Source organism: Asaia prunellae JCM 25354, assembly GCF_000613885.1.
GTDB lineage: Bacteria > Pseudomonadota > Alphaproteobacteria > Acetobacterales > Acetobacteraceae > Asaia > Asaia prunellae.
Genome location: NZ_BAJV01000010.1, coordinates 107,033 through 119,138 on the forward strand (window position 1 = coordinate 107,033; position 12,106 = coordinate 119,138).

The 12,106-nt window shown below is 56.9% G+C and carries 12 protein-coding genes and 1 pseudogene; 9 read left to right on the plus strand and 4 right to left on the minus strand.

What is annotated here, in order from left to right:
• Nucleotides 1-13: 13 nt before the first annotated feature.
• Nucleotides 14-493, minus strand: a complete 480-nt coding sequence (locus tag JCM25354_RS09955; RefSeq protein ID WP_148301471.1) for a hypothetical protein — start codon at nt 491-493, stop codon at nt 14-16.
• Between the two features lie 160 nt (nt 494-653).
• Here JCM25354_RS09955 and JCM25354_RS09965 point away from each other — a divergent pair, with 160 nt between their 5' ends.
• On the plus strand, nt 654-878 hold the full coding sequence (locus JCM25354_RS09965; protein WP_025885909.1) for a DUF3126 family protein: 225 nt from the start codon (nt 654-656) through the stop codon (nt 876-878).
• A gap of 145 nt (nt 879-1,023) precedes the next feature.
• Nucleotides 1,024-2,220 carry a glycosyltransferase family 2 protein gene (locus JCM25354_RS18100; RefSeq protein WP_025885910.1) on the plus strand — a complete coding sequence of 399 codons (1,197 nt, stop codon included), beginning with the start codon at nt 1,024-1,026 and terminating at the stop codon, nt 2,218-2,220.
• Between the two features lie 23 nt (nt 2,221-2,243).
• Here JCM25354_RS18100 and JCM25354_RS18105 read toward each other — a convergent pair whose 3' ends face one another.
• Entirely contained in the window at nt 2,244-2,819 is a 576-nt protein-coding gene (locus tag JCM25354_RS18105; protein ID WP_084294719.1) for a DUF2939 domain-containing protein, read from the minus strand.
• Nucleotides 2,820-3,030: 211 nt separating this feature from the next.
• On the opposite strand from JCM25354_RS18105, the gene JCM25354_RS18110 reads away from it, so the two are divergent.
• From JCM25354_RS18110 to pyk, 4 genes are all read left to right on the plus strand, one after another.
• Nucleotides 3,031-3,810, plus strand: coding sequence for a HesA/MoeB/ThiF family protein (locus JCM25354_RS18110; protein ID WP_084294720.1), 780 nt, complete (start codon nt 3,031-3,033; stop codon nt 3,808-3,810).
• 5 nt (nt 3,811-3,815) lie between these two features.
• Nucleotides 3,816-4,184 (plus strand): DsrE/DsrF/DrsH-like family protein, encoded by a 369-nt coding sequence (locus JCM25354_RS09985; RefSeq protein WP_243444015.1) that lies wholly within the window; start codon nt 3,816-3,818, stop codon nt 4,182-4,184.
• A 495-nt stretch (nt 4,185-4,679) separates the two neighbouring features.
• Nucleotides 4,680-5,180 (plus strand): SH3 domain-containing protein, encoded by a 501-nt coding sequence (locus JCM25354_RS23760; RefSeq protein WP_408734992.1) that lies wholly within the window; start codon nt 4,680-4,682, stop codon nt 5,178-5,180.
• Between the two features lie 78 nt (nt 5,181-5,258).
• Complete coding sequence (gene pyk, locus JCM25354_RS09995; RefSeq protein WP_025885912.1) at nt 5,259-6,695, plus strand: pyruvate kinase; 1,437 nt, start codon at nt 5,259-5,261, stop codon at nt 6,693-6,695.
• Between the two features lie 125 nt (nt 6,696-6,820).
• Here pyk and JCM25354_RS10000 read toward each other — a convergent pair whose 3' ends face one another.
• Together JCM25354_RS10000 and JCM25354_RS10005 are read right to left on the minus strand one after the other, a co-directional pair.
• Nucleotides 6,821-7,702, minus strand: coding sequence for a prephenate dehydrogenase/arogenate dehydrogenase family protein (locus JCM25354_RS10000; protein WP_025885913.1), 882 nt, complete (start codon nt 7,700-7,702; stop codon nt 6,821-6,823).
• Nucleotides 7,703-7,704: 2 nt separating this feature from the next.
• The gene (locus tag JCM25354_RS10005; RefSeq protein WP_025885914.1) at nt 7,705-8,763 is read right to left on the minus strand and encodes a lysylphosphatidylglycerol synthase domain-containing protein; all 1,059 of its coding nucleotides are present in this window, start codon (nt 8,761-8,763) and stop codon (nt 7,705-7,707) included.
• A 252-nt stretch (nt 8,764-9,015) separates the two neighbouring features.
• On the opposite strand from JCM25354_RS10005, the gene hpnA reads away from it, so the two are divergent.
• The 3 genes and pseudogenes from hpnA (at nt 9,016) to JCM25354_RS18120 (ending at nt 12,042) form a co-directional block, all read left to right on the plus strand.
• Entirely contained in the window at nt 9,016-10,017 is a 1,002-nt protein-coding gene (gene hpnA / locus JCM25354_RS10010) for a hopanoid-associated sugar epimerase (RefSeq protein WP_025885915.1), read from the plus strand.
• A gap of 11 nt (nt 10,018-10,028) precedes the next feature.
• Nucleotides 10,029-11,168 carry a glycosyltransferase gene (locus tag JCM25354_RS10015; RefSeq protein WP_243444016.1) on the plus strand — a complete coding sequence of 380 codons (1,140 nt, stop codon included), beginning with the start codon at nt 10,029-10,031 and terminating at the stop codon, nt 11,166-11,168.
• Nucleotides 11,168-12,042 (plus strand): annotated as a pseudogene (locus tag JCM25354_RS18120) (squalene/phytoene synthase family protein). Before JCM25354_RS10015 ends, JCM25354_RS18120 begins: the two are co-directional and overlap by 1 nt.
• Nucleotides 12,043-12,106 lie beyond the last annotated feature (64 nt).

Below are 12,106 nucleotides of genomic sequence, written 5' to 3' on the forward strand. Positions count from 1 at the left end.
GATCGTTTCAGCGTCAGGAATGTAGCCGCAGCGCCTTCAGGCAATCCTCGCGTTGCAGGGCATAGACAATGTCATGTGTGGCAAGAAGGGCTGGTTGCACATGATGCTTCCAGCGGGCCTCACCGGCGCCGCAGATGACGTGACCCGAATAGGGGCTTCTGACGACAGGTGACAAGGCGGCCAACCCTGCACGGGTATCCTGTTCAAGCCGTGTCCTGAGCGCTTGCTGGATGGCTGCTTTTTCGTGTTTGGGGGCATAGTCCAGCAAGGCTCTCAGCGTTGCCGAGCTGAGGGCGGGATTATTGGTCGCTATATCGCCGATGACGCGTGACCAGTTGTGTTTCAGTGTCAGCCGCCAGGCGACTGCGCGGGGACCGTCACTGGTTATTTCGCGAGAAAGGGCCGTGCCGAAATGTGACGGAGCTGCCGTTGCAAACGCAGCCTCGACTGGTGCAGCGATGAGAACTGCAAGGGCCAGGAAAAAGCGAAGCATGATTCTCCTACTGACAGATTTCAGGAAACGAGGAAGCTGCAAAGGAAACATGGCAGCAGCATGGCCGGAATTCCTGCGCCGGGGGGTGTTCAAAGAAGGTTTCACACACAGGCAGGATGCTCTACAGATCGCTTCAGCTGTCAAATCCCAGGAGTGATCAATGCCTGTTATCCCTGCTTCGGAGCTGACCCGTCTGCAAACGACGCTTCGTCGTCTGCTCGGTTCGCCCAAACTGACCATCAACCCGCCGGCGCGTGCCGGTCATACGGTTGAACTTGCGGTCAATGACGAGGTCATCGGCACCGTTCATCGTGATGATGATGAGGGCGAGGTCTCTTATGCCATCCACATCACTGTGCTTGAGGAAGATCTTCCCCCCGCCTGATATGGGGAACCCGGTATCACGTCGTTTCTGCTGGGGCGAAAGCCCGGAGGCGATGTGGTGCCATAAGGGCCTGAGTGCTCTTCGTACCCGAAATCCTGCTTTTGTCCGGAAGCAGGTAAAAGAATGAAGCGCCGTCAGGGCCATTATGACTCCGGGCGCTCTGCATGTGCCGGATGATAACCGGCCTGAACAGAAAGGCGCCATAATGGCCAAGGCTGCGACGACACGAACGCCCGGAACAAAAACGGCTACCCCAAAAACCAGTATGGCCCGGACGACGGTCAGATCAGCCCCCAAAGCCGAGCGCAGGACGGTAGCGGTCATCATTCCGTTCTATAACGGTGCTCGCTATATCGAGCGCACTATACGCAGTGTGCAGACGCAGACCGTCAAGGTGGATGAATTTGTCATTGTCGATGATGGCTCGACTGAGGCTGAAGCAGCTTCACTGCGTGCAATTGCTGCCCAATATGATGTGCAGGTGCATCGTAAGGAGAATGGTGGGCAGGGAAGTGCGCGCAATCTTGGCGTTTCTCTGACCAAGTCTGCTTATATCTGTTTTCTTGACCAGGACGATTTCTTTCTCAGAAATCATGTCGAACTGCTTGTGGGGCAGATTCCCGAACGGGACCCGCATTTCGGCTGGGTCTATGGTGAGTTAATGGAGGCCGATGAGGACGGCCATATCGTCGCGACTTCGATCGCCTCACGCTATAGCAAACATCCGAAATCCTCGATTGAAGATCTCCTGGAGCGGGATATGCATATTCTGCCTTCAGCCTCGATTATCAGCCGTTTAGCTTTCGAAGCCGTTGGTGGCTTTGATTCCCAGTTCATGGGTTACGAGGATGATGATCTTTTCCTCAGGATTTTTCGTGCCGGATATACCAACTATTTCTTCCCGGACGCTGTGACGGTCTGGTGTATCAACAAGAACAGTACGTCTTACAGCATCAGGATGAGCCGTAGTCGGATGCTTTATATCCGCAAGCTCTGTGCGCTTTTTGCCTCGGATCCGGAACGCCGTAGTGTCTATATACGCGATCTAGTTTTTCCCAGATTCTGTAATCTGATCGCAGGAGAGGCTTTCAAGTCGATCTATTTCGCGCGCTACGACCATGAAATCAGAATGGCGCGGCATCGTGACGAACTGGTCGACATGCTTGACGAATTTGCAGGGCTTATGGCGGCTAATACACGTCTGCGTATAGAAGATCGCGCCCGCCTACGGCTGTTCCGGTTCTGCTTGCGCCCCAGATCGCGGAAACTGCTGGTCGTGCCTTATGCAATTGCCCGGGTGCTCCGCAAATTCGGTTTGGGATTTACGCGTCGTCAGCGTTAGGACGGCGCGCCCGATGCCGGAGATCAGATGGTTTTGGGTAGATCGAAGCCGGTAATTTTCCAGCGCCACTGTTCGAATTTCATGTGAACGATTGTCGGTTTATGACCGGGAGTAGTGGCGAGACTGGCATCGAAGCACTGCGGTGAGACGAAATGCGCCGAGAGGCGATTGTACAGTTCCCTCAGACCGAATGTGGGGGGAGTTGCAGTCGTACTGATCATCTGGGACGCCATGGTCATCAGCGTTTCAGGCGTCAGCCGCGTATCAATGGCGTGAGAGACGGCGCTTGTAGCGAAGGAAGAACCGAAATCGGGCAGGTCATCAGCAGCAGGGGGAGGCCCGATCAGCTCATCAACGGCCTCGGTTTTGAGATTGCTGGTCAGGGCGCTCCAGTCGATATGCTGGGAGAGTGTGACGGTATCATGATTGCGCAGAGCTGAAGAGAGGGACCAAAGCGCGAGATAAGGCGAAAGCGCGTAGATGCAGGCTGTTGCAACAAAAAGAGCCCCGAAGATATGGGGTACACGCTTGCGCGAAGGCCATGTCAGTCTCGTCTGAAAGGCTGCGACGTCGAAGGGCAGTTCGGCGGGGTCTCTCATGGCGTTTCTCTAAGATACTGGCAGAAAGGACATACACGCACGACCATCGTGCGCTCTTATCGATCAGGCCGGCAATAAATGTCGTTCCAGATGGCAGGGACTCTGTTTTCTTTGATGAACAAGACTATTCTATTGGATGGTACCGGCTTTTGTCATCTAAATCCTGAGAGCCCGTGAAGTTTTCTCCTGAACCCGGATTTCCTTTATCATCATGTCGTTTAATTCCCTTGATCTGGCTTTTTCCGACGACGCCCTTCACCGTTATTCGCGGCATATCCTGTTGCCGGAAGTCGGAGCTTCGGGGCAGGCTACCCTGCGCGACTCGTCGGTACTGATTATCGGGGCAGGAGGGCTCGGTAGCCCCGTCGCACTTTATCTGGCCGCTGCCGGAATCGGACGTATAGGCATTGTGGATAACGATAATGTCGAGCTGAGCAATCTGCAGCGTCAGATCATTTTTGGCACGAATGATGTGGGGCATGGCAAGGCCGAGCGTGCCGGATCGCGGCTTGCCGTACTCAATCCCGAAATAGAGATTGTGACCCATAGTCTGCGTGTTGGTTCTGAAAATCTTCCTTCTCTCGTCAGCACCTATGATCTTGTGTGTGATGGCAGTGATAATTTCGCTACCCGCTATGCCGTGGCCGATTCATGCTGGGCTTCCGGAAAGACCCTAGTTTCCGGCGCGGTGCAGCGCTTTGAAGGAACAGTCTCGACATTCGCCCCTGCGACAGGAGGGCCATGTTACCGGTGTCTGTATTCCGATGCTGATGAGAATGAGGCCCTGAGCTGTGGTCAGGCGGGTATTTTTGGTGCTGTTACCGGGGTGATCGGTACGCTCATGGCAACCGAGGCCCTCAAGGAAATACTGTCTCTCGGCAGGGGACTCAGTGGACGTGTGCTGGTCTGGAATGCGCTGGACGCCGTATTCCGCAGTTTCGATCTGCCGGTTGATCCTGAATGCAGCTGTTGCAGCCGGGGGAAAGTATGACGCGCATGATGGGGATTCTCCTGGCTGATCGCTCTTTCGAGCGCGCTCATCACGCTTTTGTGCTTGCTGCCGGTTCTCTAGCTCTGGGGCGTGAGGTTGTTCTGTTTGCAGGGGGTCTTGCGGTGGAGGCTTTGCGTCAGGATTGGTCAGGTCTTGAGGGCGCCGCGCTGGATCACCGGTTTCAGGAAAGCGGTGTGGCAGGTTTTGAGACCCTTCGAGCAGCCTTTTTCGAGCTGGGTGGCGAGATGCTGGCCTGCGAAGCCGGCATGAAAGTGGCGGGACTTGGCGAAGAGGATCTATGTGCCGGAGTTCGTGTCTGCGGGGTTACGAGTTTTTTGCAAAGAACAGCTGAAGCTCAGATTTTAAGCTTGTAGGGCAGTCGCCCTCTTGCCCGAAGCGTCACAACTTGGCACCCATGCACCCATGAAGACATTTCGCATCGTCTATGGCATCGGGCTGACGATTCTGCTGCCATTCGGCACTATGGCAGTTGCCGCGCCACAGACGGCAAAACACCCTGCACATCATCACAAGCATGAAGCTGCATCTTCAGCCAGCGCGAAAACCGCTGCCCATGAGACTGCAGCGCATCATAAAAAGAGTGCAGGCAAGAAACACAAAGCGCCCATACCTCCAGGGAGGCACGGCAGACCAGGTCTCATGCTGCGGGCCGTCATCATACCCGTACTGCTGTCGCGGCAGCAGGGGTTGCGGCGGGTGCTGCTGCAGTCGCTGCGCAACCGGTACCTCCCGCGGCCGATGACGCTGCTGCTGCAGCGGCTGCGCCGGATGCGCCTCCTCAGGACAAGGGAACCAATACAGGCCTCCCTCTGCCGCGCTTTGCAGCGATGCGCGCTGACAAGGTATTCATGCGCAAGGGACCTGGTCAGCGTTATCCTATTGAATGGGTCTATCACCGTCGTGGCCTGCCTGTGGAAGTCGAGCGTGAATTCGATGTCTGGCGCCTTATCGAGGATTCGGACGGTATGAAAGGCTGGGTGCATCAGGCAACACTTGTTGGCCAGCGCACTTTCGTCATTCCCGGTCAGCCTCCCGAGGGGCATGCAGCGGCTGTCGGTGAGGCTTCTGCCAAATCGGGTGATGTCATCGGCAAGGCCGATGCACGGGTTCTTGGCTATGTGCCTGGTGACAGCGAAGCCCGTCAGCGTCAGGGCGATACGCTGCTTTACGGCCAGGCCGATGAAAACAGTGCGGTCATTGCCGTGTTGCAGCCGGGAACCGTTGGTACGCTCAAGCTGTGCCCGCAGGGGTCGACATGGTGCAAGGTGGTGGTCAAGGGCTATACGGGATGGCTCCCCAGGCGCGTGTTCTGGGGGCTGTTGCCAGGAGAGACGCTTCAGCCTAGCTGAGGCTATGATATGCAACGTGCAGCAATCGTATCGGAGATCAGTATGACATTCTCGCCTCAGGCAGCTTCGGCTCAGGGTATGGGATTGAAAAAAGAGGCCGAACAGCGCCGCACGAAGATCGTCGCGACCCTGGGGCCGGCTTCCTCTACACATGAGATGATCCGTACACTGGCTCTGGCCGGAGCGGACGTGTTCCGTCTGAATTTCTCGCATGGCTCTCATGAGGATCATGCCAAGCGTCACGCCACCATTCGTGATGTTGAGGCCGAGCTGGGCCGTCCCTTGGCCGTTCTGGCTGATATGCAGGGGCCGAAGCTGCGTGTAGGCACTTTTGCCGAAGGCAAGGTGGAGCTGGTCGAAGGCGCGCGTTTCCGCCTTGATCTGGATCGGACACCGGGTGACGCACGTCGCGCTTGTCTGCCGCATCCCGAGATCATGCGGGCAGCAGAACCCGGTAGCCGTCTGCTGCTTGATGACGGCAAGATGCGTTTGCGTGTCATCTCCTGCGATGAGACGCATATGGAGACCGAAGTCGAGATCGGTGGCTGGCTTTCCGAGCGCAAGGGTGTGAACGTACCTGATGTGGTACTGCCCATTCCGGCCCTGACCGAAAAGGACCATAAGGATTTCACCTTCGCACTGGATCTTGGTGTTGAATATGTAGCGCTTTCCTTCGTGCAGCGTCCTGAAGACGTGCAGGAAGCGAAAGACATCGCCAAGGGTCGTGCCTGGATCATGACCAAGCTTGAAAAGCCGCAGGCGATGGAGCGTCTGAGCGACATCATTGCTCTTTCCGATGCCGTCATGGTGGCGCGTGGCGATCTGGGTGTGGAGCTTCCGGCCGAAGAAGTTCCGATCGAACAGAAGCGTGCGATCCGCGAGGCGCGCTTTCAGGGCAAGCCGGTCATCGTGGCCACGCAGATGCTTGAAAGCATGATCACGTCGCCGACGCCGACCCGTGCAGAAGTATCCGACGTGTCCAATGCCGTGTTCGATGGCACTGACGCTGTGATGTTGTCTGCCGAGAGTGCAGCCGGCAAATATCCGCGTGAAGCCGTGGAAGTGATGGCTCGCGTGACCCGTCGCGTCGAGAATGATCTCGAATGGCGCATGCAGGAAGAAGCTCTGCGTCCCGATAGTGACGGCACGACGGGTGGGGCTATCGCCGAGGCGGCCTGGCATGTTGCCCAATCCGTTTCGGCAGCGGTAATCGTGGTCTATACCCAGAGTGGCCGTGGTGCATTGCAGATTGCTCGTGAGCGTCCTGAATGCCCGGTGCTGGCCCTGACCCCGGATGACGAGACAGCACGTCGTCTGAATATGGTCTGGGGTGTACGCGCCATGTCGGTTGGTCAGGAAACACCGGTCTATGGTGTTGAAGGTGTGGTTGATCAGGCTGTTGGTCTGGCCGTATCTGAAGGCTATGCCGAAAAGGGTGACAAGCTGGTTCTGCTTGTCGGTCTTCCTTTCGGTCAGCAGGGTTCGACCAACACGCTGCGCGTGGTTACTATCTGAAACAGCCCGGGGCGGGGCATGACCCCGCCGACATATCGGCTATCTCCATTCCTTCGTGAAAGGCTTTCCTGATGTGGAGCCTTTCACAGGGAATGGAAAAATCCCTTTGGTGACATTCTCTGAAATCAGGCCTGGCGGTTTTCCAGGAGGCTGCGTCGAATGCGACGACCGCGGGAGATCGTTTCGACGATTGTTTTCTCGTCGCCTTCGCGTATGGCTTTGGCCATGGCCGCGGCATCCTGGCTGAAACGATCCAGAACGCCGAGCAGAGCGTCGCTGTTGTTCAGGAAGATATCGCGCCACATTGTCGGATCCGAAGCGGCAATACGGGTGAAATCCCGAAAGCCTGAAGCTGCAAAATCAAGGACCTCGGCGCGCATGTCTTCAGCCAGAGTGTCGGCGGTGCCGCAGATGGTAAAGGCAATGAGGTGTGGCAGGTGACTCACCATGGCACAGATCGTATCGTGATGATCGACATCCATGATACGGATGCGTGCGCCCATCGCCCGCCAGAAAGCAGCAATGCGGTCAATGGCTTCCTGGGGGGCCTTGGCGGCAGGCGTCAGAAGGCACCAGCGATCTTCAAAAAGCGTGGCGAAACCAGCATCAGGGCCCGAATGCTCCGTGCCGGCCATCGGGTGTGCCGGAACATAGGGGATATCGTCGCGCAGGTGTGGCATCAGGGCATCGACAACGCTTCGTCGCGTTGATCCCACATCGGTCAGAATTGCACCTGGCTTCATATAAGGCAGGATCGTGCCGGCAACAGGAGCGATGGCCCCGACCGGGACGCAGAGCATGACGCAGTCGGCCTCTGCCACGGCTTTGGGTATATCATCGGTGATGATATCGCCCAGATCGAGGCAGCGTATCCGTTCAAGAACTGCCGGATCACGGTCGGCCACGATGATCCTGTCAACCAGGCCAGGATCGGTGCGCAGACGCCGCAATACCGAAGAGCCGATCAGTCCGGGTCCGATGACGCAGAACGTCCTGAAAAGAGGTATCGTCACGACGCTTTGCTCCTGGTGACAGGGTCAGCATAATCGAGGGTGTCTGAAGGTTTGGTTTCGGTCTTCCCCTTGCGCAGGCGGTGCATCTCCGAGATCTGCCACAGCGCCATGACCGGAATGCCGATGGCAATGTCGCGACCGCGACGCAGGAGGGAGAGACCAAGGGAGATTTCGGCTTCAACCCCGAAAAAATAACCAAGCGCGACATAAGCGGCTTCCTGGACACCGAGCGCAGCGGGTACGAGGAAAGAGGCAGACATTATGCCGCAAACAACACCCTCGATAGCAACAGCGCCGAGAAAGCCAATATGGGCGCCGAGTAGCTCCAGAGAGAGCCAGGTGACGGCAGCTCCACCAAGCCAGCAGAAAAGATGAATGAGTGCGCCGCTGGCGATGCGGGCGGGGCGGGCCCAAAGCAGATCAAGCTGGGCCTGAAATGTATCCATGTTGTCGATGAGTGTCGTACGCCAGCCTTCGGCAATATGACGGCCGAGAAAACGTGCTGCGTGATGAATGGCCACACCGCCGCGTTGCTGTGTCCAGATAAAACCGGCAATACCCAATGCCAGAAGACCCATGCCGCCGAGTACTGGCCAGGTGAATTTGTTGGTGCCGGTATGGTCGAACAGACATACCAGAGCGATGATCACGAAAACGATCTGGCCAAGAACTTCGGTAGTAATATCAACGATATTGGTTGCGACAGCAGCAGGCCATTGCAGAGGGCCGAGTTTGCGGCTGAGTGTGGGCATGCTGCAGGTGGCGCGAATGCCGATCACCATGCCGCCAAGCTGGGAAAAGGGCAGGCAATTGCCTGCGGCGTCGCGAACGGCTCGGGAGGCGATCGCGCGGAAAAGTCCGATTTCAGGGCAGGCAGAATACCAGGAGATGCCAAGCCCGACATCTATGAGAACCTGCCCGCCGACAATGGCCAGAAACCCTCCAACCCCTATGCGTTGCATGGCACTGAACACATGACCTATGCCGAGCCAGGCCATGATGCCCGTAAGCAGAGCGAGGCCGAGCAGGGAAAGGATGAGAGTCAGTGTTTTCAAGGTTGGTCTTGTCCGAACGATGCAGGGTTGCGTGAAAGCTTCGCGCAATCCGTAAACGGGGGAGGTTTCTGCGGCACCTTCCAGAGTATGTCGCGCTGTCTCGTGTTCGCGGCTGTCTACACCAGACAGTCAGCTTTCGCTACTCCAAGGCTGAATATGACGAAAAAGCCATCCCCTTGCAGGTTGCTTGAATGTGTGCGGGCGGTATGGTGCAAAATCAATTTATAATAGACGAAAGCATCAGAGCCTATCATGAGCGAATACACGCTGATTACCGGGGCAACCGGTTTTGTGGGCTCAGCTGTCGCACGTATTCTCAAGCAGCGAGGGCACAGGATCAGACTGCTGGTTCGTGCCGGTGCAGATCTCTCAAATCTCGAAGGGCTTGATGCCGATCTGGTGATTGGCGATCTGACTGCCCCCGAAAGCTTTGGGCCGGCTCTCGCCGATTGTCGTTATCTGTTCCATGTCGCTGCCGATTATCGTCTCTGGGTGCCGGATCCGGCAGTCATGATGCGTGCCAATGTGGAAGGAACGCGGCGCCTCATGATGGCGGCTCTCGATGCAGGGGTGGAGCGTGTCGTCTATTGCTCTTCTGTTGCCGCTCTGGGTCTGACCAAGGACGGTACTCCTGCCAGTGAAGTGACCCCTGTGACTGAACATGATGTCATCGGGGTCTATAAGCTGTCGAAATATCGTGCTGAGCAGGAAGTGCTGAAACTGGTGCGGGAGCATGGTCTGCCTGCTGTGATCGTCAATCCCTCCACGCCGGTTGGTCCGCGAGATATCAAGCCCACACCAACCGGTCAGATGATTGTGGACGTGGCTTCGGGCAACATGCCTGCCTATGTCGATAGCGGTCTCAATATTGTTCATGTTGATGATGTGGCCGAAGGTCATGCGCTGGCGCTCGAGAAGGGCGTAATTGGCGAAAAATACATTCTCGGTGGTGAGAACTACATGCTCGGCGATTTTTTCTCGCTGATCAGTGAAGTGGCCTGCGTCAAGCCGCCGCGTATCAGGCTCAGGCAGTCCTGGTTGCAGCCGGTTGCAGTCGTATCCGAGTGGATGGCACGTGGTTTTGGTATCGAGCCGCGGGTAACGCGAGAGACGCTTGCGATGTCGAAGAAGAAAATGTTCTTCACATCGCTGAAGGCACAGGAGCAGCTTGGTTATGCGCCGCGTCCGGCGCGAGAGGCTGTGGCCGATGCGATAACCTGGTTTCGTGAACATGGGCGGGTCTCCACGAAATGATCAGAAAACTGATGGCCGCCTCCGCGCTGGCCGCCTGGGGTAAGCTGCTCTTTGCTCATGGACGCTTCTGGCGAACCGGTGATCAGCTTATGCCTTTCAATACGGTTTCTGCGACGATCTGGCCTGATGTCGCAATTGTTGTGCCAGCCAGGGACGAGGCTGAATCAATACAGACCTGTCTCGCGACGCTGCTCCAGCAGGACTACAAGGGCAGGCTGAGCGTCATCATCGTCGATGATGGCAGTACGGATGGCACGGGTGATCTGGCTCGCAAGGTGCCTGATCCGCATGAACGTCTGACCGTGGTGACGGGGCGCGAGCGACCGGAAGGCTGGAGTGGAAAGCTCTGGGCCGTTCATCAGGGAGAGATGATCGCGCGCGAGAAGATCGATTCCGAGGGCTTCATCCTGCTGACAGATGCCGATATCCTTCACTCGGCCCTGCATCTGGAAACGCTGGTTGAGAAGGCTCAGCGGGACCGGCTCGACATGGTGTCGGAAATGGTGGTGCTGAATTGTGAAAGTGCTGCCGAACGCCTGCTTGTGCCGGCTTTCGTTTATTTCTTCGCGATGCTCTACCCGTTCGAGAAGGTAAATGATCCGGCCTCCGAAGTGGCTGGTGCGGCAGGCGGAACCATTCTGGTACGCCGTGCGATGCTCGAACGGATTGGTGGTGTAGAAACCGTTCGTGGCGCGCTGATCGATGACTGCTCCCTGGCCTCGGATATCAAACAGGCAGGCGGCAGACTCTATCTTGGTCATAGCACCCTTGCCTGGTCGATCCGGCCTTATCGTGGTGCAGGTGATATCTGGCGCATGATTGCACGCACGGCTTATGTGCAACTGCGTTACTCGCCGGTCATTCTGCTCTGTACGATAGTCGGCATGGGGCTGGTGTGGCTGGCCCCTGTCTATTTTGCGTTCTTTGGTCGTGGTCGCGAGCGGATCATGGGGAGCGCATCGCTGTCTCTGGCCGTTATTTCGTTTCTGCCGACGCTTCTGCGGTTCAGACTGTCACCTTTGCGGGCACTCGCCTTGCCTGTTGTGGCAGCGTTCTACATGGCGGCGACAATCGGATCTGCGATCGATCACCACCGTGGACGTGGTGTACAATGGAAAAGCCGGTATTACACCGAGGAGACACATGCCTGATGAATGCCATCGGAAAGACAGTCGATCCGGTCTGGGGCGCATCAGACGTGACTTCGCGCAAAGGTGCCGATGATGAGAATTTTCCCGTTGGTTCATTCCTTTTTGCAAAGGAGAACAGGGCGCATGTAATCGCCTATTACAACTTTGCCCGTGTTATCGATGATATGGTCGATAACGCGACCCTTTCTTCTGAGGCCAAGATTGCGCGGCTCCGGGGGATGGAAGAAGTGGTTCGCGGTGAACGTGAAGCGCCTCAGCGCGCTGATGCTCAGAGTGCTGTGATATTGCGCCGGCACCTGCTTCAGACCGGTGTGCCAGTCGAGACGGCGACCGATCTGATCACGGCCTTCTGCAGGATGCGGTCAAGACCCGGTATGACAGCTGGGATGAGCTTCTGGGGTATTGCCGCTTTTCGGCAAACCCTGTCGGGCGTTTTCTGCTGCTGTTACATGGCGAGAAGGCCGAGACATTACCGCTTTCTGACGCACTTTGCAGCGCGTTGCAGGTTCTCAATCATCTTCAGGATGTGACATCCGATCTCAGGGTTCTGAACCGATCCTATCTGCCTCAGGAAATGCTGAAGGCGGAGGGAGCAAAGGTTGAAGAGGTGCTTCTTGCACGCAGCAAGCCTGGCCTGCGTCGTGTGTTCGATCATCTTCTCGACGAAGTCGATTACCTCAATCGCCAGGCGTCAGGCTTGCCCGGTCTGGTGCGAGATCGTCGGATGCGCGCCTATTGTGCTGTTGTGGTCGCGCTGTCACAGCGTCTTGCTGCAAGATTGCGTCGCGAAGACCCTGTTGCAGGGCGGGTCAAACTCGGCCGCCGGGACGGGATTGTTGCTCTCGTAAAAGGAGCAAGGGCTCTTATCGCGTAAAAGCCGGGTGTTGAGATTGTGGCGGCCGGAGGACAGGCATTTCTGCAGGTTCCGGGAGCCTGAA

What these genes read in the sequence shown, in the direction of transcription:
- JCM25354_RS09955 (WP_148301471.1), bottom strand. Translation starts at nt 493, where the DNA reads ATGCTTCGCTTTTTCCTGGCCCTTGCAGTTCTCATCGCTGCACCAGTC.
- JCM25354_RS09965 (WP_025885909.1), top strand. Translation starts at nt 654, where the DNA reads ATGCCTGTTATCCCTGCTTCGGAGCTGACCCGTCTGCAAACGACGCTT.
- JCM25354_RS18100 (WP_025885910.1), top strand. Translation starts at nt 1,024, where the DNA reads ATGACTCCGGGCGCTCTGCATGTGCCGGATGATAACCGGCCTGAACAG.
- JCM25354_RS18105 (WP_084294719.1), bottom strand. Translation starts at nt 2,819, where the DNA reads ATGAGAGACCCCGCCGAACTGCCCTTCGACGTCGCAGCCTTTCAGACG.
- JCM25354_RS18110 (WP_084294720.1), top strand. Translation starts at nt 3,031, where the DNA reads ATGTCGTTTAATTCCCTTGATCTGGCTTTTTCCGACGACGCCCTTCAC.
- JCM25354_RS09985 (WP_243444015.1), top strand. Translation starts at nt 3,816, where the DNA reads ATGATGGGGATTCTCCTGGCTGATCGCTCTTTCGAGCGCGCTCATCAC.
- JCM25354_RS23760 (WP_408734992.1), top strand. Translation starts at nt 4,680, where the DNA reads ATGCGCAAGGGACCTGGTCAGCGTTATCCTATTGAATGGGTCTATCAC.
- pyk (WP_025885912.1), top strand. Translation starts at nt 5,259, where the DNA reads ATGGGATTGAAAAAAGAGGCCGAACAGCGCCGCACGAAGATCGTCGCG.
- hpnA (WP_025885915.1), top strand. Translation starts at nt 9,016, where the DNA reads ATGAGCGAATACACGCTGATTACCGGGGCAACCGGTTTTGTGGGCTCA.
- JCM25354_RS10015 (WP_243444016.1), top strand. Translation starts at nt 10,029, where the DNA reads ATGGCCGCCTCCGCGCTGGCCGCCTGGGGTAAGCTGCTCTTTGCTCAT.